General features: G+C 60.6%; 22 protein-coding genes and 1 pseudogene. 9 read left to right on the top strand and 14 right to left on the bottom strand.

The features are described from left to right. Genes JKA62_RS23760 through folE2 form a run of 5 tightly spaced genes read right to left on the bottom strand, consistent with a single transcriptional unit; the run spans position 1 to position 3,872 of the window. Positions 1-561: a gamma carbonic anhydrase family protein gene (locus JKA62_RS23760; RefSeq protein ID WP_011336655.1), complete on the bottom strand. Its 561-nt coding sequence runs from the start codon at positions 559-561 to the stop codon at positions 1-3. Next, the gene (locus tag JKA62_RS23765) at positions 558-1,433 is read right to left on the bottom strand and encodes a metal ABC transporter substrate-binding protein (RefSeq protein WP_201819733.1); all 876 of its coding nucleotides are present in this window, start codon (positions 1,431-1,433) and stop codon (positions 558-560) included. The genes JKA62_RS23760 and JKA62_RS23765 overlap by 4 nt, the downstream gene beginning before the upstream one ends. Before the next feature lie 11 nt (positions 1,434-1,444). Further along, positions 1,445-2,311 carry a metal ABC transporter permease gene (locus JKA62_RS23770; protein WP_201819735.1) on the bottom strand — a complete coding sequence of 289 codons (867 nt, stop codon included), beginning with the start codon at positions 2,309-2,311 and terminating at the stop codon, positions 1,445-1,447. Further along, positions 2,311-2,979, bottom strand: coding sequence for a metal ABC transporter ATP-binding protein (locus tag JKA62_RS23775; RefSeq protein WP_011336652.1), 669 nt, complete (start codon positions 2,977-2,979; stop codon positions 2,311-2,313). Before JKA62_RS23775 ends, JKA62_RS23770 begins: the two co-directional genes overlap by 1 nt. Continuing rightward, positions 2,976-3,872 (bottom strand): GTP cyclohydrolase FolE2, encoded by an 897-nt coding sequence (folE2, locus tag JKA62_RS23780; RefSeq protein ID WP_011336651.1) that lies wholly within the window; start codon positions 3,870-3,872, stop codon positions 2,976-2,978. The genes JKA62_RS23775 and folE2 overlap by 4 nt, the downstream gene beginning before the upstream one ends. 84 nt (positions 3,873-3,956) lie before the next feature. Here folE2 and JKA62_RS23785 point away from each other — a divergent pair, with 84 nt between their 5' ends. Continuing rightward, positions 3,957-5,156 (top strand): N-acetylmuramoyl-L-alanine amidase, encoded by a 1,200-nt coding sequence (locus tag JKA62_RS23785; RefSeq protein WP_201819739.1) that lies wholly within the window; start codon positions 3,957-3,959, stop codon positions 5,154-5,156. On the opposite strand, the gene JKA62_RS23790 is transcribed toward JKA62_RS23785, so the two are convergent. Continuing rightward, complete coding sequence (locus JKA62_RS23790; protein WP_011336649.1) at positions 5,153-5,527, bottom strand: hypothetical protein; 375 nt, start codon at positions 5,525-5,527, stop codon at positions 5,153-5,155. The two genes, JKA62_RS23785 and JKA62_RS23790, sit on opposite strands and share 4 nt — an antisense overlap. Positions 5,528-5,750: 223 nt before the next feature. On the opposite strand from JKA62_RS23790, the gene zigA reads away from it, so the two are divergent. Together zigA and JKA62_RS23800 are read left to right on the top strand one after the other, a co-directional pair. Then, positions 5,751-6,956 carry a zinc metallochaperone GTPase ZigA gene (gene zigA / locus JKA62_RS23795; RefSeq protein ID WP_201819742.1) on the top strand — a complete coding sequence of 402 codons (1,206 nt, stop codon included), beginning with the start codon at positions 5,751-5,753 and terminating at the stop codon, positions 6,954-6,956. Continuing rightward, a complete protein-coding gene (locus JKA62_RS23800) occupies positions 6,956-7,606 on the top strand; it encodes a DUF1826 domain-containing protein (protein WP_201819747.1) in 651 nt (216 codons plus the stop codon). The genes zigA and JKA62_RS23800 overlap by 1 nt, the downstream gene beginning before the upstream one ends. 4 nt (positions 7,607-7,610) lie before the next feature. Here the strand turns inward: JKA62_RS23800 and JKA62_RS23805 are convergent, their stop codons facing one another. Further along, positions 7,611-7,967, bottom strand: a complete 357-nt coding sequence (locus JKA62_RS23805) for an NADH:ubiquinone oxidoreductase (protein WP_201819750.1) — start codon at positions 7,965-7,967, stop codon at positions 7,611-7,613. Positions 7,968-7,991: 24 nt separating this feature from the next. On the opposite strand from JKA62_RS23805, the gene JKA62_RS23810 reads away from it, so the two are divergent. Next, positions 7,992-8,963 carry a CobW family GTP-binding protein gene (locus JKA62_RS23810; protein ID WP_201819753.1) on the top strand — a complete coding sequence of 324 codons (972 nt, stop codon included), beginning with the start codon at positions 7,992-7,994 and terminating at the stop codon, positions 8,961-8,963. A gap of 1 nt (position 8,964) precedes the next feature. On the opposite strand, the gene JKA62_RS23815 is transcribed toward JKA62_RS23810, so the two are convergent. Beyond that, positions 8,965-9,378, bottom strand: a complete 414-nt coding sequence (locus tag JKA62_RS23815) for a DUF3301 domain-containing protein (RefSeq protein WP_011336644.1) — start codon at positions 9,376-9,378, stop codon at positions 8,965-8,967. Positions 9,379-9,495: 117 nt separating this feature from the next. On the opposite strand from JKA62_RS23815, the gene pdxY reads away from it, so the two are divergent. Further along, a complete protein-coding gene (gene pdxY / locus JKA62_RS23820) occupies positions 9,496-10,368 on the top strand; it encodes a pyridoxal kinase PdxY (protein WP_011336643.1) in 873 nt (290 codons plus the stop codon). Positions 10,369-10,411: 43 nt separating this feature from the next. Here pdxY and JKA62_RS23825 read toward each other — a convergent pair whose 3' ends face one another. After that, positions 10,412-10,894: an acyl-CoA thioesterase gene (locus JKA62_RS23825; RefSeq protein ID WP_003229693.1), complete on the bottom strand. Its 483-nt coding sequence runs from the start codon at positions 10,892-10,894 to the stop codon at positions 10,412-10,414. A 282-nt stretch (positions 10,895-11,176) separates the two neighbouring features. Between JKA62_RS23825 and JKA62_RS23830 the strand changes: the two genes are divergently transcribed. Next, positions 11,177-12,940, top strand: coding sequence for a cation:proton antiporter (locus tag JKA62_RS23830; RefSeq protein WP_011336642.1), 1,764 nt, complete (start codon positions 11,177-11,179; stop codon positions 12,938-12,940). Between the two features lie 21 nt (positions 12,941-12,961). Here the strand turns inward: JKA62_RS23830 and JKA62_RS23835 are convergent, their stop codons facing one another. From JKA62_RS23835 to uvrD, 4 genes and pseudogenes are all read right to left on the bottom strand, one after another. Then, positions 12,962-13,369 carry an SMI1/KNR4 family protein gene (locus JKA62_RS23835; protein ID WP_007954245.1) on the bottom strand — a complete coding sequence of 136 codons (408 nt, stop codon included), beginning with the start codon at positions 13,367-13,369 and terminating at the stop codon, positions 12,962-12,964. Between the two features lie 138 nt (positions 13,370-13,507). After that, positions 13,508-14,386, bottom strand: coding sequence for a Tim44 domain-containing protein (locus tag JKA62_RS23840; RefSeq protein ID WP_007954246.1), 879 nt, complete (start codon positions 14,384-14,386; stop codon positions 13,508-13,510). A gap of 175 nt (positions 14,387-14,561) precedes the next feature. Continuing rightward, complete coding sequence (locus JKA62_RS23845) at positions 14,562-15,002, bottom strand: EamA family transporter (RefSeq protein ID WP_011336641.1); 441 nt, start codon at positions 15,000-15,002, stop codon at positions 14,562-14,564. Positions 15,003-15,058: 56 nt separating this feature from the next. Beyond that, a pseudogene (gene uvrD / locus JKA62_RS23850) lies at positions 15,059-17,239 on the bottom strand (DNA helicase II); the annotation flags it as partial. A gap of 259 nt (positions 17,240-17,498) precedes the next feature. Here uvrD and JKA62_RS23855 point away from each other — a divergent pair. From JKA62_RS23855 to JKA62_RS23865, 3 genes are all read left to right on the top strand, one after another. Continuing rightward, the gene (locus JKA62_RS23855; RefSeq protein ID WP_201819757.1) at positions 17,499-20,372 is read left to right on the top strand and encodes a GGDEF domain-containing phosphodiesterase; all 2,874 of its coding nucleotides are present in this window, start codon (positions 17,499-17,501) and stop codon (positions 20,370-20,372) included. 150 nt (positions 20,373-20,522) lie between these two features. Next, complete coding sequence (gene hexR / locus JKA62_RS23860) at positions 20,523-21,389, top strand: transcriptional regulator HexR (protein WP_007954250.1); 867 nt, start codon at positions 20,523-20,525, stop codon at positions 21,387-21,389. Between the two features lie 108 nt (positions 21,390-21,497). Beyond that, entirely contained in the window at positions 21,498-21,704 is a 207-nt protein-coding gene (locus JKA62_RS23865) for a PA3496 family putative envelope integrity protein (protein WP_007954251.1), read from the top strand. Here JKA62_RS23865 and JKA62_RS23870 read toward each other — a convergent pair. Then, positions 21,646-22,608: a LysR family transcriptional regulator gene (locus JKA62_RS23870; protein WP_007954252.1), complete on the bottom strand. Its 963-nt coding sequence runs from the start codon at positions 22,606-22,608 to the stop codon at positions 21,646-21,648. The two genes, JKA62_RS23865 and JKA62_RS23870, sit on opposite strands and share 59 nt — an antisense overlap. Positions 22,609-22,718: the final 110 nt, after the last annotated feature.

Genomic DNA, 22,718 nt, shown 5'->3' on the forward strand with positions numbered 1-22,718 from the left:
TCAGAACTCGTTCTGCAGGGCTTTGTAGCCGCGCACCAGGTCGACGTTGGTGCGCGCCACGTCTTCGGAAAACTCCGAAGCGCTGACGCTCACTGGCGGGAATTGTGAGAGGTCGGTGCCCGGGCCGATGCGGGTGGTGGAGGGCACGTAGAACGCGTCCGGCAGATCCCGACCGTCGACCACCGAGTTGTGGCGCACTACGCAACCGTTGCCGACCACGCAGTTGAACAGAACGCTGTTGAAACCGATGAACACCCGGTCGCCGACCGTGCACGGGCCATGCACGATCGAGCGGTGGGCGATCGAGCTGAATTCGCCGATGGTCACCGCCGCGCCGGATTTGGAGTGGATCACCACGCCGTCCTGGATGTTCGAATTGGCGCCGATGGTGATCGGTTCCATCTCGCCCGTGGCGTCCACTTCATCAGCGCGGATCACCGCGTACGGGCCGACGAACACGTTTTCGCCGATCACCACTTTGCCGCAGATGATCGCGGTTTTATCGACGTAGGCAGACTCGGCAATCTGTGGCAAATCACCGGAAGGATTTTTACGGATCATGGTTGGCTCAGGGCTTGGTAAAGGGTGTTGAGGTTGTATTCGAACAGCCCGGTGAAGGTGCTGGCCGGGCCGCTGGCGGCGAGGGCGTCGGAGTACAGCGTGCCGCCGATGTGTGCGCCGCTTTCGTCGGCAATCTGTTTCAGCAGGCGCGCGTCCTTGATGTTTTCCATGAACACCGCTTTGACCTTGGCCTGGCGAATCTGGGTGATCAGCGCGGCGACTTCGGCAGCGGAGGGTTCGCGTTCGGTGGACAGACCTTGTGGCGCCATGAAGTCGATGCCGTAGGCCTGACCGAGATAACCGAAGGCGTCGTGGCTGGTAACGATCTTGCGGTTGCCCGGCGGCAGTGAACCGAGCTTGGCTTTCGCTTGGGCGAGGAGGGCGTAGATCTGTTTCAGGTAAGCCTGGCTGTTGCGCTCGTAGTCAGCTTTGTTGGCCGGGTCAGCAGCGATCAGCGCTTTGGTGATGTTGGCGACGTACAGCTCGGCATTCGCCAGGTTGTGCCACGCGTGAGGGTCGGGGACGGTTTCGCCGTCCTCATCCAGCGAGCGCGGAATCACGCCGCGACTGGCGCTGATCACCGGGGCTCTGGTGTCGGTGCTGGCGACCAGCCGATCCAGCCAGGGCTCGAAACCCAGCCCGTTCTTTACGATCAGTTTCGCCTTGAGCAGGGCCTTGGCGTCATCCGGCGTCGGTTCGTAAGTGTGGGCATCGGCGTCAGGGCCGACCATGTTGGTGATCTGGATATGCTCGCCGCCGACCTGATGCACCATGTCGGCAAGGATACTGAAACTGGTGACCACCGGCAGTTTTTCCGCCGCCGATAACGACATCGACAGCATCAGGCTGAACAGCACGAGTAGAGCGCGCATCGGGAAACACCTCATTGGGATGTGAGCAAAGGCGGGCGGCGCAACAGACCGTGAACCGGTCCGAACACCACGGACAACAAGTAGCCGGCACCGGCGACCAGCACGATGGCCGGGCCACTGGGCAGCGAGTAGTAGAACGACAGCAACAGTCCAAGCCATACCGAGGCGCAACCGATGAGCGCGGCGATGGCGATCAGGATCGGCAGGCGTCGGCTCCAGAAGCGAGACGCGGCGGCGGGCAGCATCATCAGGCCGACCACCATCAAGGCACCGATCGCCTGGAAACCGATTACCAGATTGAGCACCACCAGCGTCAGGAACACGCCATGGGCGACGGGGCCGAGTCGGCTGACCGTGCGCAGGAAAAACGGATCGAGCGTGTCGAGCAGCAACGGTTTATAGATCAGCGCCATGGCCATCAGGCTGAGCGCCGATACCCACAACATGCCGTGGAGGGTCGCGCCGTCCACCGCCAGTGCGGAGCCGAACAGCAGGTGCAGCAAATCGAGTCGCTTGCCGGCGATCCCCAGAATCAGCACACCGCTGGCCAACGAGATGGGATAGATCGCGGCGAGGCTGGCGTCTTCGCGCAGGCCGGTGCGTCGGGTAATCCACGCGGCGAGTCCGGCCATGCTCAGACCGGCACCGAGTCCGCCGAGGGTCAGCGCCGGCAGACTCAACCCGGCGAACCAGAACCCCAACGCGGCGCCGGGGAGGATGCCGTGGGCGACGGCGTCGCCGATCAGGCTCATCCGGCGCAGGATCAGAAACACGCCCAGTGGTGCCGTGCTGCACGCCAATACCAGACCGCCGAGCAGGGCGCGACGCATGAAGACGAACTCGTGGAACGGTTGCCATAAATGGCTGAGCGTCAGCATCAGGCTACCTGCGTGTGAGGCGTTTGCTGGATGAGATTGATGCTGCTGCCGTATGCGCAGCCGCTCGGTTTGATCAGCAAGGTCTGTGGAATGTGTTGGCGCACGGCGGCGAGGTCATGGCAAACCACGACCAGGGTTCGTCCTTGTTCATGCCAGGCGTGCAGGTGTTGCCACAACAATGTCTGACCCAGTTCGTCGAGCGCGGCGTGGGGTTCGTCGAGCAGCAGCAACGGTGTGTCGGCCAGACTCAATCGGGCGAGTAGGGCGCGTTGCAGTTCCCCGCCGGAGAGGGCCATCAGGGGACGATGTTCCAGTCCGCTCAGGTGCCAGTCTTCCAGTGCGGATTCGAGACGTTGGGCTCTCAGTTGCGACGACAGTCGGCGTCCCCAGAAACCGGCTGCCACCAACTCTTGAAGACTGATCGGGAACTGTCGATCCAGATGCTGTTGCTGAGGCAGGAAGGACAAACCGCTTTGGCGTGGGACACCCAACTCGACCTTGCCGGCCAACGGTCGCTGTAAACCTGCGATGACTTTGAGCAGGCTGCTTTTGCCACTGCCGTTGATGCCGATGATTGCCGTCATGCTGCCGCTTTCCAGCCTTAGGCTGAGCGGTGCAGTGAGCGGTTGGCCGGGTATTCCCCAGCTCAGGTTGTGGCAGCGAATCATGGCTGCTCCCGGCGCCAATGACTCTCGGCGACGGCGTCGTGAGCATGAAGGCTTTCGGCGTGGATGACTCGTACGTGGAATTGGCTGATACCGGGTGAGCCACGCAGTGCCAGGTTCAGGCGTCGTGCAGCGTCTTCGCAGAACATAAGGTTCTGGCCGTTGGCGAGGGCGAAGGCTTGTTCGTCGGCGCGTTTCACAGCGGTTTGCACGGCGGTGCCGAGGGCTGCTTCGGCGTCGTTGATGATGGACGTCAGCGGTAGTTCGTCGACGAATTCATCCAGGTGCAAATGTAGCTGGGCAGTACTGCGCTGGCTGTGAGGTGTGGCCACGATGCCTTGGGTCGAACCGAGCCACGCCAATACATCGGCGTGTTGCAGTGGTTTGTTGGCGAAGTCGTCGACGAATTGTTGCTGGATCAACTGCCTCGCCAATGCCGCAGAGCACGGGCAAGTTGAGGAATACGCGACGTCGATTTTCAGTTCCACGTGGAACACTTTGTTTTTTAGCTGGGCTGAAACAGTGACGGGATAGTTTTTCCATCCCGCCAAAGGGCTGACCAACGCGGGCCTTCTGAGGAGCAAATCAATATGGATATTAAGATAGGCGGCTTCGGACAGATCTTCGTGGCTGTCGAGAAAGCGCTGCAAAACTTGTCGTAAAAGGGCAGGAGAAAGGTTCTGCTGCTCCATCGCTTCCAGCCCCAGATAGAGCCGCGACATGTGAATGCCGCGTGCGTCTCCATCATCCAGGCTGACGCCTGCATCCGCTTTGGCAGCCAAGCGTTGGCCTTCGATAAACACAGGTAATGCGATGCCGCACATCCCCACCCATTCGAGAGGCAGGGCCTGGCGGGCGGCTTGAGCCGCGACATCCGGCAAAGTCAGCGCGTTCATGAGCAGTTCCATCATGGTAATTGAATTTGATGTTACATTATAACAATTCAAACCACGATGCCTTTTTCATGAACAGGCTTTCATATGCACAGACGTCACTTGCTCAACCTGATGCTGGCCAGCGCGGCCTTTGTTTTGCCTTTTTCGGTGTCCGCTACGCAGATACGCAATGCGCGGCTTTGGCGTTCGGATGACAAGCTTCGGCTGGTGTTCGATCTGAGTGGTTCCGTGAGCTACAAGACGTTTACCTTGAGTGCACCAGAGCGGTTGATCATCGATTTGAACGGCGCCAGCCTGATTGGGGACTTCAGCCAATTGACGTTATCCGGCACCCCTATTCATTCGATCCGCTCCGGCCATTTTGGCCAAGGGAACACACGGATCGTGCTGGATTTAAGCAGTCCGGTTCAGCTCAATTCATTCTTGTTGGCGCCTCAGGATGGGCAAGGACATCGCCTGGTTTTGGACTTGATGAGCGCATCAGCAGGAGTCCCGGCGAGCGTTCCACGTGAAACACTCCAGGAAAAATCTCACCCCAAGCGCGACATCATGGTGGTGGTCGACCCAGGTCATGGCGGGAAAGATCCGGGTGCAATCGGCGCCAAAGGCGAGCGAGAAAAGGATGTGGTGCTGTCCATCGCGCAACTGCTCGCACGTCGGCTTAAACGTGAGAAAGGCTTTGATGTGAAGCTGGTTCGTAACGAAGATTTCTTCGTCCCGTTACGCAAGCGTGTGGAAATCGCGCGTCAGCACAAGGCTGACATGTTCATCTCGGTGCACGCCGATGCTGCGCCGCGTCTGACCGCTTCCGGGGCGTCGGTGTATTGCCTGTCGGAAGGCGGCGCGACGTCCGCCACCGCGCGGTTCATGGCGCAGCGTGAGAACGGTGTGGATCTGCTCGGTGCAACCAGCCTGCTCAATTTCAAAGACAAGGATCCGATGCTCGCTGGCGTGATCCTCGACATGTCGATGAACGCAACCATCGCCGCCAGCTTGCAACTCGGAAACACAGTGCTGGGCAGCCTGGCTGGCATCACCACGCTGCACCAAAAGCGCGTGGAACAGGCTGGATTTGCCGTTCTGAAATCGCCGGATGTGCCGTCAATCTTGGTGGAAACCGGGTTCATTTCCAACGCACGGGACAGTCAGCGTCTGGGGACGGCGCGTCATCAGCAAGCCGTGGCAGACGGTTTGTTTGAGGGGTTGCAGCGTTATTTCCAGAAGAATCCACCTGTCGACAGCTATATGGCATGGCAACAAGAGCAGGAAGGATCGCCGGTTTAGCAGCCAGTGATCCGGCTGCAGGTGAACTTTGCACTGCTGCCGCCTGAGCTGGAGAACCGATTGATCGTCGTCCAGCCCACGCGGCGGTTGTAGCCAACCCAGGCTTCACCATCGGAAGCGATGCCGGTGAAAAAGGTCAGTTGCCCGTAGCGGCTGTTGGTTTGCGCCCAATAGCGGTTTCCCGCTTTCTCGAATCCGCGCAGGTAAATCGTGCTGCCGACGGTGTTGACGCTATAAGCGTTGCCGTTGCCATCAATGCACGCCAACAGGTTTGCGCTGCGCGTGCAATTGGCGAGTCCCGGCACTTGTGCTTCGGCTTTCAGCGTCAGTAATGCCAGGCAGATAAACGAGTATTTCAGCGCGGTTTTCATGATGTGACTCGGCGATGAATTGATTGCAGCTTCCAGCCCTTTGTCACTTTGAGCAAGAAGAGAGTGGATTGATTTTGTTGTTATACTATAACATTAGTCGGACAAGGCTTTCCGTGGCTTCCATTTCAAGCGTCCGTTTCCCTGGTGACCCCATCGAAGCCCAAGAACGCTCGCCTCGAGAGCCTCCAGCGCTGTTTAGCGACCGTCTGATGAGGTTTATCCAATGTCTTCCCGACTTCCCGTGACCGTTTTGTCCGGCTTTCTCGGTGCCGGAAAAAGTACACTTTTGAATTACGTACTACGTAACAGAGATGATTTGCGCGTCGCCGTTATCGTCAACGATATGAGCGAAATCAATATCGATGGCAGCGAAGTCCAGCGTGATGTCAGTCTGAACCGTGCCGAAGAGAAACTCGTGGAAATGAGCAACGGCTGTATCTGCTGTACGTTACGCGAAGACCTGCTTGAAGAGGTTAGCCAGTTGGCCCGTGAAGGCCGCTTCGACTATCTGCTGATCGAATCCACGGGAATCTCCGAGCCGTTACCCGTGGCCGAGACATTCACCTTCCGTGATGAGCAGGGGCAAAGCCTCGCTGACATCGCTCGCCTCGACACCATGGTCACTGTAGTCGACGGTATGAATTTCCTCCCGGACTACCACGCCGCTGAAAACCTCGCGTCCCGTGGCGAATTTCTTGGTGAAGAAGATGAGCGCTCGATCACCGATCTGCTGATCGAACAGATCGAGTTCGCCGACGTTCTGTTGATCAGCAAGATCGACCTGATCAGCAGCCGCGAGCGGGAAGAGCTGATGGCCATTCTCAGGCGCCTCAACGCTCAGGCCGAGATCATTCCGATGGTCATGGGTGAGGTACCGCTGGAGAAAATTCTCAACACCGGTCGCTTCGATTTTGAAAAGGCCGCCCAGGCCCCAGGCTGGTTGCAGGAATTGCGTGGCGAACATGTGCCGGAAACCGAGGAGTACGGCATCGCATCCACGGCCTATCGGGCGCGCCGGCCCTTTCATCCACAGCGTTTTTTCGACTTCATCGATCGTCCTTGGGTAAACGGCAAATTGCTGCGCTCCAAAGGCTTTTTCTGGCTGGCCAGCAAACCCACCGACGCTGGTAGCTGGTCTCAGGCAGGTGGCCTGATACGCCACGGTTTCGCCGGGCGCTGGTGGCGCTTCGTGCCAAAGGAACAGTGGCCGCAGGATCAGGAAAGTACCGCCGCGATCATGGAAAACTGGATCGCCAGCGTAGGCGATTGTCGCCAGGAGCTGGTGTTTATCGGACAGAACATCGATTTCGCACAGCTGTCGTCGGAACTGGATGATTGCCTGCTGACCGATGACGAAATGGCGCTCGGTACTCAAGGCTGGCTACAACTACGCGATCCGTTTGGCTCATGGCACGACGAGGTCGCCTGATGCTCGCCCTGAAATCGCTGCCAGGCAGCATTCGTCATCAGTCTTTCGGCCAGACCCCGCAGGCACTGGCGAACATTCTCGACGACGAGACCAACCTCGCGGTCTGGCAGCGCCAGATTCCGCTGCACATTGCCGAGTTCGCTGATTTGTTGTTGTCTCTGAACGAGCCTTACGCCGAGGCGCTTTGCCTGGAATTGCCGGACGAAGACGCCGAACCGGATCTCACGGGGCTGGCCAGCGGCTTTCGCGATCTGGAAGGCTACGAAGGGTTTATCAGCGACTTGAAATGGCTGGTCAGTGCCTTCGCCTGCTTGCTCGGCGCGCGGCGGATCGGCTTGCGCCTGCGTGTGCTGGACAAGGCCATGTGTCCGCGTTTTCACGTCGATCATGTGCCGGTGCGGTTGATCACGACCTATTCAGGCGTTGGCAGCGAATGGCTCAGGGAAGGGGAAATGGACCGTCGGCAACTGGGACAGCCGCAAGCCGAGCCGCAGGAAACTTCACGGATTCAGCAATTGAATCGGGGCGAAGTGGCGTTGCTAAAGGGCGAGAAATGGCACGGCAACGAAGGTTTCGGCCTGATCCATCGCTCGCCGCAACCGGCGCCGGGTGAGCGGCGGCTGATGCTGACCCTCGACTGGCTCGGATAGCGCCTCAGGGCTTGAGCCATTTCCCCTGGCTCTGAGTCTCGCAATAGGGCTGCAAATACGCCGCATCGGTGGCCACGCCGTAATAGTGGATATCTTGGCGATAAGGCATATTGGCGACTTGCGCGTTGCTGCACACGCCGAACGCGCCGGCGGGGCACTGCTCGACGTATTGAACCTCGACTTTCTGCCCGGCCAGGGTCGGCTGGCAGAAGCCGTCGCTGAACAGTTTTTCCGGGATGTTGCGGTTCTGCTGGCAGACCTTCACGTCGAGCCGCTCCGCCTGGCTGTGCACCACGCAGGCCTGTGCCAATGCCTGGCCAGATACCAGCGTCAGCAGCAACGACCATCCCATCCACCGCATCTTTGACCTCCAGAAACCTTGATCATGTTGCAGAACATTCCCACCCACGTCATCGCCGGCCCCTTGGGCGCGGGCAAGACCAGCCTGATCCGCCAGCTCATGGCCCAGAGACCGGAGGGCGAACGCTGGGCGGTGCTGATCAACGAGTTTGGCCAGATCGGTCTCGACGCTGCGCTGTTGACCTGCGAAGCCGATGGTATCGCACTGGGCGAAGTGGCCGGGGGCTGTTTGTGTTGCGTGAACGGTGCGCCGTTCCAGATTGGTTTGGGGCGATTGTTGCGCAAGGCACGGCCGGATCGCCTGTTCATCGAGCCCTCGGGGCTCGGGCATCCGGCGCAGTTGCTGAAGCAACTGAACGAGGCGCCGTGGCAAGGCGTACTCGCCGTACAACCTTGCGTGCTGGTGCTGGACGCCCAGGCCCTTTCCGAGGGCAAACCGCTACCGGACGCGCAGCAGGAAGCCTTGTCCAGCGCAGGCCTGCTGCTGTTGAACAAGGCAGAAAACCTCGACGAGCCCACGCGTGAGCGAATCGCCCGACAGTTGCCGCCTGTCCGACTGATCTGGACGCAGCAGGCGATGTTGCCGCTCAGCGAATTGCCGGGGCTGGCAGTACAGGCGCAGGCCGGTGTGGATAAGTTGATCGTGCCTCAGGGGCTGGCACAAATGCCGGCCATCTGGAGCGATCCGGCATTGCCGATCTGCCTGAGCCAGGCGCAGGAGAGTGGCTGGAGCATCGGTTGGCGCTGGCATCCGAGCCAGGTATTCGATGTATCGGGGATTACCCAATGGCTGAAAAGCCTGAACTGGCGCCGGGCCAAACTGGTGATTCACCAACCGGACGGCTGGCAGTCAGCCAATGCGCTGGATAATGCCGAGCTCAGCTGGCTGCCCAGTGAATGGCGCAAGGATTCCCGGATCGAGCTGATTTTCGACGAACCGCAGGCGGTCAGTGAATTACAGGCCGGTCTTGCCAGGTGTCGGCTTCACACAGGCTGATTCAAGGCTTCCACTTGGTGTGTTCCTGGCGCCACTGGCTCAGCTCGATCACTTCACCACGTGGCTTGGTCACTTCCACCACGGGCGGTGTGTCATCGAACGGTGCCGGGTAGGGCGCCAGTTCGATCTGCGCGCTGTGCGCACCGAACTGGGTGATGGTGCCGTTGTGCCGGGTTTCTCCGGTCACGGTAAATTCGAAATTGTAGACCCGGGCCAGGCGTCGCCGACCGCTGGCGTCCTTGATCAGGCCGATCTTCTTCAGCGCCACGTTACCGTCGAGCAACTCGACGCCGACATTCGCGCAATGTTGTTTGACCCGCTCCAGTGCCCGCTCGCGCAAGCCGTGGTTGTGCCAGAGCCACGCACCGGCGACGGCGAACAGCATCAGCACGAAAATGTTTTCCAGGGTGAGCATCAACACGAAACTCCAAATGATGGCGTCAGCTTAACTGCGTCGCCGGTCTGTCGTACAGGCTGCGTTTCGTCGCATACTGCGCGGCTTGAATTTCAATCGTTTTACGGAAAAACCCGAATGAAACGTACGCCTCATCTGCTCGCCATCCAGTCCCATGTGGTGTTCGGCCACGCCGGCAACAGCGCTGCGGTTTTTCCGATGCAGCGGGTCGGGGTGAATGTCTGGCCGCTCAATACGGTGCAGTTTTCCAACCATACGCAGTACGGTCAGTGGGCCGGCGAAGTGCTGGCGCCGCACCGGATCCCCGAACTGGTCGAAGGCATTGCCGCCATCGGTGAGCTCGGTAATTGCGATGCGGTGCTGTCAGGTTATCTCGGTAGCGCGGCGCAGGGCCGGGCGATTCTCAGTGGCATCGAGCGGATCAAGGCGGTCAACCCGAAAGCCCTTTATCTGTGCGACCCGGTGATGGGGCATCCGGAAAAGGGTTGCAGCGTTCCCGCCGAGGTCAGTGACTTCCTGCTGGAAGAAGCCGCTGCCGTTGCGGATTTCATGTGCCCGAACCAGTTGGAGCTGGACAGCTTCTCCGGGCGCAAGCCGCAGTCGCTGTTCGATTGCCTGGCGATGGCGCGGGCGCTGCTGGCGCGTGGGCCGAAAGCGGTGCTGGTCAAACATCTGGATTATCCGGGCAAACCGGCGGATGGCTTTGAAATGTTGCTGGTAACGGCCGAGGGCAGCTGGCATCTGCGGCGTCCGCTGCTGGCGTTTCCGCGTCAGCCGGTCGGTGTGGGCGATCTGACGTCCGGCCTGTTCCTGGCGAGAGTGCTGCTCGGTGACAACCTGGTGGCGGCGTTTGAATTCACCGCAGCAGCGGTGCATGAAGTGCTGCTGGAAACCCAGGCCTGCGCCAGTTACGAGCTGCAGCTGGTGCGAGCGCAGGACCGGATTGCGCACCCGCGGGTGAAGTTCGAGGCTACGCCGATCAGCCTCTGATCATTGCAGCACTCGCGGACCACGTCCGCGAGCGTGCTTTCACTCAGGCGTCGCCCTTGATTTCCTGATAGCGCTTTTCCAGCTCCTGACGGATCTGCCGGCGTTGTTGTGCCTGCATGTAGCGGCGCTTGTCTTCGCTGTTCTGCGGTTGCAGCGGCGGTACGGCGGCGGGTTTGCGTTGATCGTCCACCGCGACCATGGTGAAGAAGCAGCTGTTGGTATGGCGCACCGAGCGCTCGCGGATGTTCTCGGTCACCACTTTGATGCCGACTTCCATCGAGGTGTTGCCGGTGTAGTTCACCGACGCCAGGAAGGTCACCAGTTCGCCGACATGGATCGGCTCGCGGAAAATCACCTGATCCACCGACAGGGTCACCACGTAGCGGCCGGCATAACGGCTGGCGCAGGCGTAGGCCACTTCGTCGAGGTATTTGAGCAGGGTGCCGCCGTGGACATTGCCAGAGAAGTTGGCCATGTCAGGGGTCATCAGTACCGTCATCGACAGCTGGGCGTTTCCGGGTTCCATAACGTTCTCACGGGTCAAGGCAGGGTTGCTGGAAGAAACACCTCTGCGGGTGCCTGGTCGCTTTTCAAAAGCACCGATATCGGGACGCCAGGCAGCTGGTCGCCGTCACGCCCGAAGCGATCTGTTTCCATATATTGCACCGCCTTTCAGCCGGAAGTCGCGGTGTTACCCTGCAAAAGCGCCTCCCCAAGGGCGATTCCTACACCCAAAGCGGATTTTTACTCAGCTCGCCCAGACATTTCCCATGCCTGCGTGAGCCTCGTCATTCAAGGAGCCCACACCATGCATGCCATCAGCTTTATTCAGGATCTGGCGGTGATCATGCTGGTCGCAGGTGTGGTGACCGTGCTGTTCCACCGCTTCAAGCAGCCGGTAGTGCTCGGTTACATCGTCGCCGGCTTCATCATCGGCCCGCACACACCGCCGTTCGGCCTGATCCACGACGAAGAAACCATCAAGACCCTCGCCGAGCTGGGGGTGATTTTCCTGATGTTCTGCCTGGGCCTGGAGTTCAGCCTGCGCAAGCTGTTCAAGGTCGGCGCCACGGCCTTCATCGCGGCGTTCCTCGAAATTGTCCTGATGATCTGGATCGGCTACGAAATCGGCCGCTGGTTCGACTGGAACACCATGGATTCGCTGTTCCTCGGCGCGATCCTGGCGATTTCCTCGACCACCATCATCGTCAAGGCGCTCAACGACCTGAAGATGAAAAACGAGCGCTTCGCGCAGCTGATCTTCGGCGTGCTGATCGTCGAGGATATTCTTGGCATCGGCATCATCGCCTTGCTGTCGAGCATTGCGGTCAGCGGCACGGTGAGCTCCGGCGAAGTGTTTTCCACGGTCGGCAAGCTCTCGCTGTTCATGATCGTCGCCCTGGTAGTCGGCATTCTGCTGGTGCCGCGTCTGTTGGCTTACGTCGCCAGGTTCGAAAGCAACGAGATGCTGCTGATCACCGTGCTGGGCCTGTGTTTCGGTTTCTGCCTGCTGGTGGTCAAACTCGAGTACAGCATGGTGCTCGGGGCGTTCCTGATCGGCGCGATCATGGCCGAGTCGCGGCAACTGCTGAAAATCGAGCGCCTGATCGAGCCGGTTCGCGACCTGTTCAGTGCGATCTTCTTCGTCGCCATCGGCCTGATGCTCGATCCGATGATCCTTCTGCAATACGCGTGGCCAATTGCGGTAATCACTGTCGCCGTGGTGCTGGGCAAGATGCTGTCCTGCGGCCTCGGTGCCTTTATCGCCGGTAATGACGGACGCACCTCACTGCGGGTCGGGATGGGGCTTTCGCAGATTGGTGAATTCTCCTTCATCATCGCGGCGCTGGGGATGACCCTGCAGGTCACCAGCAACTTCCTGTATCCGGTGGCCGTGGCGGTTTCGGTGATTACCACGTTGCTGACGCCGTACCTGATCCGGGCTGCCGATCCGCTGTCGATCAAGCTGTCAGCCGCGATGCCGCAGCGCCTCGGTCGAGTGTTCGGAATGTACGGCGAATGGCTGCGTAGCATTCAGCCGCAGGGTGAGGGCGCGATGCTGGCGTCGATGATCCGGCGGATCCTGCTGCAGGTCGGGGTCAATCTGGCGCTGGTGATCGCGATCTTCTTTGCCGGCGCTTTCTTTGCCGGGCGCCTCTCGATCTGGATGCAGGAATGGATCAGCGACCCAAGCTGGCAGAAGGCGTTGATCTGGGGCGGGGCGTTGCTGGTGTCGTTGCCGTTCCTGATCGCGGCCTATCGCAAGCTCAAGGCGCTGTCGATGTTGCTGGCGGAGATGGGTGTGAAGCCGGAAATGGCCGGGCGTCACACACAGCGAGTGCGCCGAGTGATCGCCGAAGTGATCCCGATCATCTCGCTGCTGGTGATTTTCCTGCTGTTGGCAGCCTTGTCGGCCAGTATCTTGCCGACCAACAAGTTGCTGGTGCTGATCGCCGTGGTCGCGGCCGCCGTGGCGGCGCTGCTCTGGCGCTGGTTCATCCGGGTGCACACGCGGATGCAGGTGGCCCTGCTGGAAACCCTCGACAACCACAAGGAGTCGTCGGGGCACTGACCACCCATCAAGGCGGGCGTGTCAGCTTTCCAGCCAGACGTCCCGCGCCCAGTGCCAGACCGATTCCCAGGACTCTTCGGTGATCAGTTCTTCTTCGCCCGACCACAGCACCACGGTGCCGTCTTCTTCGACGCAGTAGTAGTCGTCACCGTCCTGGCAGATCGGGATCAGGTCCCGCGGCACGCCGGCATCCCAGGCGTTGGCAGCGACGTCCGGCAGGTAGGTGTGGGATTGCGGGTCGGTGACGGTCACTGGCTCCAGGCTGCCGTAAACCACGTCGCTGACGGTCAGCAGAAACTCTTTGAAGACGAACGGGATGTTGATGAAGAGTTCTTCTTCGATTTCCACCAACTGGTCTTCGTCGGGCAACTCCAAAGGAACCGGTACGGGTTCGTTGGCTTCGCGCAGTTGTTCGATGATTTCTTCCACGTCCGGGATCCTCTTGCTTGAATGGCGCGGTTTATATGGGGCGGTTTATACAGTAGCTCGCTATAGATGCAACCGCGAAATAGAAAACCCCGGCCGAGGCCGGGGTTTTCATTGCTGCACGTAAAACGTCGTAGGTGATCAGCCGTTCTGGCGGATACCGGCGACCAGCCAAGGCTGGTTGTCGCCCTGTGGACGTTCCATGTTCCAGCTTTCGCTGAACACTTCGCCCTGCTGGTCGAAACGCGAGGTCTTCGACACGCCGTTGAAGGTCAGGGTGGCGATGGTCTTGTCCGCACGGTCATCCACGCCATCCAGTTGCACCTGGAGATTGTCGATGTAGGTGGACTGGAAGGCGTCACCCAGCTCCGCGCGTTCGCGCTTGAGGAACTCGAACATCTGCGGAGTCACGAACTCGGCGATCTTGTCCATTTCGTTGGCGTCCCAGTGCTGCTGCAGCGCCTGGAAGTGGCTGCGGGCAGCTTCGAGGAAGCGCTGTTCGTTGAACCAGGCCGGCGCGTTGATCACCGGACGGGCGGCAGCAGGCGCGGCCGAACCACCGAAGATCGAACCCATGGCTGCCGGTTTCTGTTCGAACACTTCACGCTGCATCGGCGCGCCGGCCGGAGCGAACTGCTCCTGTTGCTTGCGGCGACGGGCGGCGATGAAGCGGAAGATCACGAACGCGATCACGGCCATGATCAGGATATCGAAGAACTGCATGCCTTCGAAGCCGCCGCCCATGAACATGGAAGCGAGCAGGCCACCGGCCGCGATGCCGGCCAGAGGGCCGAGCCATTTCGAAGCACCGCCGGCCTTGGCCGCAGCGCCCGCGGCACCGGCAGCACCAGCGGTCGCCGCAGCGCCGCCCATGCCTGGGGAAGAAGGAGCCATCTGGCTGGTCTGGTGCGTCGGCGCAGCGCCGGCGCTTTTGCCACCACCAAAGCGCTTGGCGTTGGCGTCGAGGCTCATCGTCAGGCCGATGCACAACGCCATGGCGATGCTAAGAAAACGTTTCATAAAGGGAATTCCCGTTTGTGGAGACACGCGCGCCATGTTGCACAGGTGAAGTGTTACTGGCTAGCGAGAGAGTGTTTCGGGCTTTTGCCTGACAGGTTACGTTCAGCTCGGTCAGGACAATAAGGCCATGTACTTTTGTCTGTAGGAAAAGGAGATAGGTTCAGCAGGAAATGGATCAGCGCCGCAAGGCCAGCATCACCACACCGGCGGTGATCAAGCCGATGCCGCCCCACTGGCGCAGGTCGAGTTTCTCGCCCAGCAGGATCACACCGAGCACCGCCACGAAGACCACACTGAGCTTGTCCACCGGGGCGACAAGCGATGCCGGGCCGACTTTCAACGCCCGGAAGTAGCACAACCATGAAGCGCCGGTGCCCAGGCCCGACAACAGCAGGAACAGGTAGCTCTTGGCGGAGATCGATCCCAGGGACTGATATTGGCCCGTGGCGTACAAAATCAAGGCCAGACTGACCAATACGACGATTGTGCGCAGCAGGGTGGCGAAGTCGGAGTTGACGTTTTCGATGCCGATCTTGGCGAAGATGGCCGTCAGTGCGGCGAAGGTGGCCGAGAGCAGGGCCCAGAATGTCCAGGAGGAAAAGAAGCCAGTGCCCATCGACGTTGCCTCCAGTGTTCGTTCCCGCGCCGGGCGCGGGACCGAACGGTGACGGATATGGCGTCCAGCTTCGCGTACCCGAGCCTCAGCCACTTGCTGCCTTCGGCGAAATTCACCTGCACCCGGGCCTGGGCGCCGGCGCCTTCGAAGTTGAGGATCACGCCGTCGCCGAAGATCGAGTGACGGACAGCCTGGCCAAGGCTCAGGCCGGTTTCCGGAATCTCGCTGCCGCTGAACAGGTTGCTGCCGCCCATCGACTGGTTACCGCCGAACGGCCGGCTGACGCTGTTGGACAGGCGTACTTCCTGAATCAGGCCTTTCGGTACTTCCCGTACGAAACGCGACACCTTGTTGTAGGTTTCGCTGCCGTACAGGCGTCGGGTTTCAGCATAGGTCATCACCAGATTCTGCATCGCCCGGGTAATGCCGACATAGGCCAGACGCCGCTCTTCCTCAAGGCGGCCCGGTTCTTCCAGGCTCATCTTGTGCGGGAACAAGCCTTCTTCCATGCCCACCAGGAACACGTAAGGGAATTCCAGGCCCTTGGCGCTGTGCAGGGTCATCAACTGAATGCTGTCTTCGTGCTCGTCGGCCTGGGTGTCACCGGCCTCCAGTGAAGCGTGGCCGAGAAATGCCGCCAGTGGCGTCAGTTCTTCGTCTTCTTCGGTGTTCTCGAAGTTGCGCGCAGCGCTGACCAGTTCCTCAAGGTTTTCCACCCGGGCCTGGCCTTTCTCGCCTTTTTCCGCTTCGTGGTAGGCGATCAGTCCGGATTGCTCGATGACGGTCTGGGTCATCAGGTGCAACGGCATCTCGGCGCACTTGGCAGCCAGGTTTTCGATCAGTTCGATAAACGCGCCCAGCGCACCGGCGGCGCGACCGGTCAGGCCTTTGTTGGTTACCAGCTGGCGCATGGCTTCCCACATCGACACATCGCTGTGACGGGCATGGTCGCGGATCGCTTCGACGGTTTTCTCGCCGATGCCGCGCGCCGGGACGTTGATCACCCGCTCCAGGGCCGCATCATTGCCGCGACCTTCCAGCAAACGCAGGTAAGCCATGGCGTTCTTGATTTCCGCCCGCTCGAAGAAGCGCTGGCCGCCATAGATGCGGTACGGAATGCGTTCACGCAGCAAGGCTTCTTCCAGAACGCGCGATTGGGCGTTGGAGCGGTAGAGAATCGCGATATCGCTGCGGGCCAAGCCGGTTTTCAGCGCGCTTTCGATGGTTTCGACAACGTAGCGTGCTTCATCGTGCTCGTTGAAGGCGGCGTAAAGATTGATCGCTTCGCCATCGCCGCCATCGGTCCACAGCTCTTTGCCCAGACGCCCGGTGTTGTTGGCGATCAGGGCGTTGGCGGCCTTGAGGATGCCGGCCGTGGAGCGGTAGTTCTGCTCCAGACGGATGGTCACCGAGTCCGGGAAGTCCGAAGAATACTGGTGGATGTTCTCGATTTTCGCGCCGCGCCAGCCGTAGATCGACTGGTCGTCGTCGCCGACCACCATCAGGCTGTCGCCGCCCTTGCCCAGCAGACGCAACCAGGCGTACTGCACGGCGTTGGTGTCCTGGAATTCGTCCACCAGAATGTGTCGGAAGCGCTTCTGGTAGTGCGCCAGCAGGCCCGGGTGGTCGCGCCACAGGTCGAGGGCGCGCAGCAGCAGTTCGGAGAAATCGATGACGCCGGCACGCTGGCATGCGGCCTCGTACGCTTCATAAATGCCGCGCATGGTGGCCAGGAACAGATCGCCGCTGGCTTGAATGTGTTGCGGACGCAGACCTTCGTCTTTCTGCCCGTTGATGAACCATTGGGCCTGACGGGCCGGCCAGCGTTGCTCGTCCAGCCCCAGCTCGCGGATCACCCGCTTGACCAAGCGTTGCTGGTCGTCGCTGTCGAGAATCTGAAAGGTCTGGCTCAGCCCGGCTTCCTGCCAGTGCGCCCGCAACAGGCGGTGCGCCAGGCCGTGGAAGGTGCCGACCCACATGCCGGCCGGGTTGATGCCCAGCAATTGCTCGATGCGGTGACGCATCTCTGCAGCGGCTTTATTGGTGAAGGTCACCGACAAAATCGAGTGGGGTGAGGCGTTCTCGACCTGGATCAACCAGGCGATACGGTGCACCAGCACTCGGGTTTTGCCGGAGCCGGCACCGGCCAGGACCAATTGACGACCAACGGGAGCCGCTACGGCCTGACGTTGGGCATCGTTGAGGGAGTTCAGCAGAAGGGAGAGATCATCGCGCATCGGGGCATTCTAGGGTGCGCCGCAGGCCCGGGCAAACCGAGCTTTGCATTAGCCGATGAAAGTGCTGCCGATGACGACCGGTCGGTCACCGGCTACAGGCGTTGGCCCGCCTGGCATCGGGGCTTTGGCGGGTGACGAGCGGTGGAAAAGTTTCGGTGAAATTATGATCTGGGGCAGTTTGGCAAGTGGTTCGGCTTGTGTATGCTCCGTCCACGTTTCCGGGCGCATGCTCACACTTATAAGAACAAGAACGTTGCCTATGACCCTCAGCTTCGACCTGTCGGGCCCCTCCGTGGAGCCTCGGGTGATCCGCAAGCTTTACGCCACCCAGATGGCGGTCGAGCGCACGCGCCTTCTTTATCAGGGTTCGCTGTTGCCCACCCTGTTCATGTTGATCAATGGTCTGGTCTGCGCCGGTCTGCTCTGGAGCCCGCAGCGTTACTTCGTGGTCAGCGTCTGGCTGGTGTGGCTGTTGTCGCTGGTAGCGTTGCGGGTGATTCAGGTCGCCGCGTTCGATTCGGCGATTCCCGATCGCCAGGCCCAGCCGATCTGGGGGCGGATGTTCCTGCTCGGCTCGACCATGACCGGCCTGACCCTGGCCGGCGCCGGCATCGCGTTGGTCCCCGCCGACAATTTCATGCAGCAGGCCTGGGTGTTCGGCCTGATCGGCGCCGCGACCCTGTCGGCCAGCGTGGCCTACGCCGTGAGCATTCCGGCCTTTCTTTCCTTTACCTTGCCGTGCCTGTTGCCGGCCATCGGCTATCTGTTCTGGGGCGGTGACGAACTGGCGCGCGGCTGGGGCTGGCTCGGACTGATCCTGCTCGGCTCGCTGAGCGTGGTGGCGTGGCAGGTCAATCGGCTGATCGATCGCGGTTTGCTGCGGCGCTTCCAGAACCAGCACCTGATCGAATACCTGCAACAAGCGCAAACCCGCAGCGAACAGCTCAATCAGGAGCTGGCGAAGGAAATCGAACACCGGCGCTGCGCCGAGAGCAAGCTGCGCGAGGCGCAGGTCGAACTGGAAGACCGGGTCGCCCAGCGCAGCCGGGAACTGGACGTCGCCAACCAGGCCCTGAGCAAAAGCGAGGCGCGCCTGGCCCTGGCATTGAAGGCAAGTGAGTTGGGGCTGTGGGACTGGAACCTGCAGACCGACGAAGTTCACCACACACAGATTCAGGAACTGTTCGGTATTGATCCGGAATACGTCACCGGGCTGCTCAGGCACCTGCGGCCAAGGCTGCACCCGGAAGATGTGCCGCCGCTCAAGCGCGCGTTGATCGAGCACTTGAAGGGGCGCACCGAGGATTATCAGATCGAGTACCGCGTGCGCCATGGCGACGGTCATTGGGTCTGGATCGAAGACCGTGGACGTGCAGTGGAGCGCGACGAGAACGGGCGGGTCATCCGCATGGTCGGCACCCGCCGCGACATCAGCGTCAGCAAAAGCCTGGAAGCCCAGCAGCAGCTGGCTGCGACGGTGTTCGAGGCCGCCAGCGAAGGCATCGTGATCCTCGACCCGAATTATTCGCTGATCGCCATCAATCAGGCCTTCAGTCGGGTCACCGGCTATGACATCGGCGACATGCTCGGGCGCAACGTCGTCGAATTGCCTTGCAGTCGCGACGCCCGTCGGCACTACGTCGCGATCCGCCACGCGCTGGAGCAGCACGGCAGCTGGCAGGGCGAACTGGTGGAAACCCGCAAGAACGGCGAGCTGTATCCGCAGTGGCTGCAGCTGAATGCCGTGCGCGACAGTCGGGGCAATGTGAGCCATATCGTCGGCTTCTTCGCCGATCTGTCGGCGCGCCGCGAATCCGAAGAGCGCATGCGCTACCTGACCCACTACGACGAGCTCACTGGCCTTGCCAATCGCTCGCTGTTTCGCGAACGCCTGCACGAAGCCCATCAGCGCGTGCGACAGGGCGGGCGTCGGAGTCTGGCGTTGCTGCACATCAATCTGGATCGCTTCAAGCTGCTCAACGACAGCCTCGGTCACGAGATCGCCGACCAGTTGCTGCAAAAGATGTCCCGGCGTCTGGTCAATGCTCTTCCGGAAGCCGACACCATCGCCCGGCTGTCCGGCGATGAGTTCGCGGTACTGTTCGACGCCTACGGCAACCTGTCGAGCCTGGCGCGGGTCGCTACCCGGTTGTCGAGCAAGCTGCGACTGCCGTTGACGGTCGAAGGGCATGAACTGGTGGTCAGTGCCTCGATGGGCATCAGCATGCTGCCGGACAATGCGCGGGAGATTTCCGCGCTGGTCAGCCAGTCGAACATGGCCATGCAACATGCCAAGCACCTGGGCGGCAACAACTTCCAGTTCTACACCGACAGCCTGCAGGCCAGCACGCTGGAACGCCTGCAACTGGAAAACCAGCTGCGCAAAGCCATCGAGGACAAGCAGCTCAACGTCTTCTATCAACCGAAACTGTGCCTGGCGACCGGCCGTCTCAACGCGGCGGAAGCGCTGGTGCGTTGGGATCACCCGACCATGGGCCGGGTACCGCCGGGGGATTTCATCGGTCTGGCGGAGGAGACAGGGCTGATCGGGCCGATCGGTGAGTTCGTGCTGCGCCAGGCCTGCTGGCAGGCGTGCGAATGGCAGCGTCAGGGGCTGGCGCCGATCCGGGTTTCGGTGAACCTGTCGGTGCATCAACTGCGTCAGGGCAAACTGGTCAGTCTGGTGCGCCAGGTGCTGGAGGAAACCGGGCTGGCGCCGCACTACCTCGAACTGGAGCTGACCGAAAGCCAGTTGCTCGACAGCGTCGAACACATCATCGCCACGTTCCAGCAGTTGCGGGATCTGGGGGTGAAGCTGGCCATCGACGATTTCGGTACCGGCTATTCATCGCTGAGCTATCTGAAACGGATTCCGGTGGACTACGTGAAGATCGATCAGGCCTTTATCCGTGGATTGGGCGAGGGCAGCGAAGACGCGGCGATCACCCGGGCGATCATTGCGATGGCTCACGGGTTGTCACTGAAAGTTGTCGCCGAAGGTGTCGAGCGTTCCGAGCAACTGGCGTTTCTGAAAGCTGAAGGTTGCGACGAGGTGCAGGGCTATCTGATCAGCCGTCCGGTGGAGGCGGTCGGCCTTGCCGCGTTGCTGCGTGAACAGGAAAAACCGCTGTAAAGGGCTACATGCAGCGCATGTCGCCTGATCCGGGGGGATCCAGTTACGCATTGAGCAGGCAAAAAGCCGATTCATGTAGTATAACTACAAGCTTGCTACATCCCCGGCATCTGGCCAAAGCACATCTTTCCATAACAAGAGTCCAGCCCCTTGAATCTGCTGCAACACATCGCCCAGTCACGTCACCTGTTACGCAAGTCGGAGCTCAAGGTCGCCGACCACGTGCTGCTTGACCCTGCGGCGGTGATGCACAGTTCCATGGCCGACCTGGCCCACAGCGTCGGCATCAGCGAGCCGACCATCGTGCGCTTCTGCCGGGCCATTGGTTGCTCCGGTTTCCAGGATCTGAAACTCAAGCTCGCGCAAAGCCTCGCGGCCGGCGCCAGCTTCGGTCAGTTCGCGATCCATGAAGACGATTCCGTCGCCGACTACAGCCTGAAAATCTTCGACACCACCTTGCACACGCTGATGGAGGTTCGCGAAAAGCTCGATCCTCTGGAGCTGCAACGGGCGGTGACGCTGATGTCCCAGGCCCAGCGCGTCGAGTTCTATGGTTTTGGTGCGTCGGGCGCGGTGGCGGCGGATGCGCAGCACAAGTTCTTCCGTCTGCTGCTGACGGCAGCGGCGTATTCCGACCCGCACATGCAGGCGATGTCGGCGGTGACGCTGAAGCCCACCGACGTGGCGATCTGCATTTCCCAGTCCGGCCGCTCCAAAGACCTGCTGATCACCGCCAACCTCGTTCGCGAGAGCGGGGCGTCGCTGATTACCTTGTGCCCGAGCCAGACGCCGCTGGCCGAGCTGTCGACCGTCAACCTGGCGATCGACGTTCACGAAGACACCGAAATCTACACCCCGTTGACTTCGCGTATCGCTCACCTGGTGGTGATCGACGTATTGGCGATGGGCGTGGCCATGGCGCGCGGGCCGAGCCTGGTCAACCACCTCAAGAGCGTCAAGCGCAGCCTGCGCAGCTTGCGGCTGTCGCCAAAATCGGTAAAAGCGCTGGACGACTGATTGTCTTGGGGTGACGGCAATCTTCATCTGCCTGTAACCCCGACGAAGCTAAACCGTCATCCCCCAAGCCTATCGTGAAACTCCCGTAATCGCCTTGGGAGACTCGAAATGGCTCAGCCTTACGAAGAACGCAACAGCGCCGCGAAAACCCGTCGTCAGCAGGAAGACCAGCGCCGCATGGAGTTTCGCCGCGCTATCGAAGATCGCTTCGAACTCCGCCAGCTTCAGGCCGAAATCGGCGATTTTCCCGAGGATATCAATCACTGGCAGGCAGCACCGGCAGCTTCCCGTCGAAGCGCTCAACCAGCGCGCTGATCTGCACCCGTTCGCTGCGGATAAACGCCAGGAAGGCGTGCGCCACCGGTGACAGCCGTTTGGCTTTGGCTTGCACCAGGCACCAACTGCGAAACAGCGGCAACTCTTCGACTGGCAGCTCGACCAGGCCGCCGGTCGCCAGCTCCAGGTTCAGGGCGTGGCGTGTCAACAGCGCCAGGCCCAGACCCGCCACCACGCATTCACGCTGGGCTTCGGCTGACGCCACTTCCTGGGTCTGGGTGAAGTGCACGCGCTTCTCTTTGAAATACTCCTCGCAGGCCAGTCGCGTGCCCGAGCCGGGTTCGCGGATCAGCAAGGTATACGGTTCGAGATCCTGCAAGCGCAGCGGGCCCATGTGTGCCAACGGATGATCCGGACGCGCCACGGCGACGATCGGATTGTTGAGGAACGGCAGGAACTCCAGGCCCATGTCCTGTGGCACCATCGACATGATCACCAGATCGTCGCGGTTGTCGGAGAGCCGGCGGATGACCTGGCCACGGTTGACCACCGTCAGTTGCAGGTTTACTTCGGGATGCTGGCGCTTGAACGCCGCGAACAGGTGCGGCACGAAGTATTTGGCGCTGGATTCCACCGCCAGCTTCAACTGGCCCTGCAGTGAGCCCTGCATGTCCGACAGTTGCATGTCGAGGTTTTCCAGGCGGCCGAAAATGTCCCGGCTGGCGCGCTGAAGTGCTTCGGCGGCCTCGGTCATGTAGAGCTTTTTGCCGACGTAATCGAATAATGGCTGGCCGATCAGCTCTTCGAGCTGACGAATCTGTAGGCTGACGGCCGGTTGCGTGAGCGACATTTCCTCGGCCGCTCGGCTGTAGGAACGTAAATCACACACTTCGTTGAAGATCTGCAATTGACGCAATGTCATACGCATCAGGGACTTACGCATTTTCTACCGACTCTGGCCATTGGCTGATGCGATGACTATAAGTCTTTACTTATGCCTGACCCAATTTTTATTCATTTTTGTTAATCCCTTGTCAGCGCTAGTGTGGGGCC

This window comes from Pseudomonas sp. B7 (genome assembly GCF_016735645.1).
Lineage (GTDB): Bacteria > Pseudomonadota > Gammaproteobacteria > Pseudomonadales > Pseudomonadaceae > Aquipseudomonas > Aquipseudomonas glycinae.

Bases quoted from the DNA above. Each gene is read 5' to 3' on its own strand.
- JKA62_RS23830 (WP_011336642.1), top strand. From the start codon at position 11,177: ATGCATGCCATCAGCTTTATTCAGGATCTGGCGGTGATCATGCTGGTC.
- JKA62_RS23765 (WP_201819733.1), bottom strand. From the start codon at position 1,433: ATGCGCGCTCTACTCGTGCTGTTCAGCCTGATGCTGTCGATGTCGTTA.
- JKA62_RS23800 (WP_201819747.1), top strand. From the start codon at position 6,956: ATGCTCGCCCTGAAATCGCTGCCAGGCAGCATTCGTCATCAGTCTTTC.
- JKA62_RS23805 (WP_201819750.1), bottom strand. From the start codon at position 7,967: ATGCGGTGGATGGGATGGTCGTTGCTGCTGACGCTGGTATCTGGCCAG.
- JKA62_RS23760 (WP_011336655.1), bottom strand. From the start codon at position 561: ATGATCCGTAAAAATCCTTCCGGTGATTTGCCACAGATTGCCGAGTCT.
- JKA62_RS23865 (WP_007954251.1), top strand. From the start codon at position 21,498: ATGGCTCAGCCTTACGAAGAACGCAACAGCGCCGCGAAAACCCGTCGT.
- pdxY (WP_011336643.1), top strand. From the start codon at position 9,496: ATGAAACGTACGCCTCATCTGCTCGCCATCCAGTCCCATGTGGTGTTC.
- JKA62_RS23840 (WP_007954246.1), bottom strand. From the start codon at position 14,386: ATGAAACGTTTTCTTAGCATCGCCATGGCGTTGTGCATCGGCCTGACG.
- JKA62_RS23790 (WP_011336649.1), bottom strand. From the start codon at position 5,527: ATGAAAACCGCGCTGAAATACTCGTTTATCTGCCTGGCATTACTGACG.
- JKA62_RS23815 (WP_011336644.1), bottom strand. From the start codon at position 9,378: ATGCTCACCCTGGAAAACATTTTCGTGCTGATGCTGTTCGCCGTCGCC.
- JKA62_RS23870 (WP_007954252.1), bottom strand. From the start codon at position 22,608: ATGCGTAAGTCCCTGATGCGTATGACATTGCGTCAATTGCAGATCTTC.
- JKA62_RS23845 (WP_011336641.1), bottom strand. From the start codon at position 15,002: ATGGGCACTGGCTTCTTTTCCTCCTGGACATTCTGGGCCCTGCTCTCG.
- JKA62_RS23785 (WP_201819739.1), top strand. From the start codon at position 3,957: ATGCACAGACGTCACTTGCTCAACCTGATGCTGGCCAGCGCGGCCTTT.
- zigA (WP_201819742.1), top strand. From the start codon at position 5,751: ATGTCTTCCCGACTTCCCGTGACCGTTTTGTCCGGCTTTCTCGGTGCC.
- JKA62_RS23810 (WP_201819753.1), top strand. From the start codon at position 7,992: ATGTTGCAGAACATTCCCACCCACGTCATCGCCGGCCCCTTGGGCGCG.
- folE2 (WP_011336651.1), bottom strand. From the start codon at position 3,872: ATGAACGCGCTGACTTTGCCGGATGTCGCGGCTCAAGCCGCCCGCCAG.
- JKA62_RS23770 (WP_201819735.1), bottom strand. From the start codon at position 2,311: ATGCTGACGCTCAGCCATTTATGGCAACCGTTCCACGAGTTCGTCTTC.
- JKA62_RS23825 (WP_003229693.1), bottom strand. From the start codon at position 10,894: ATGGAACCCGGAAACGCCCAGCTGTCGATGACGGTACTGATGACCCCT.
- JKA62_RS23775 (WP_011336652.1), bottom strand. From the start codon at position 2,979: ATGATTCGCTGCCACAACCTGAGCTGGGGAATACCCGGCCAACCGCTC.
- JKA62_RS23855 (WP_201819757.1), top strand. From the start codon at position 17,499: ATGACCCTCAGCTTCGACCTGTCGGGCCCCTCCGTGGAGCCTCGGGTG.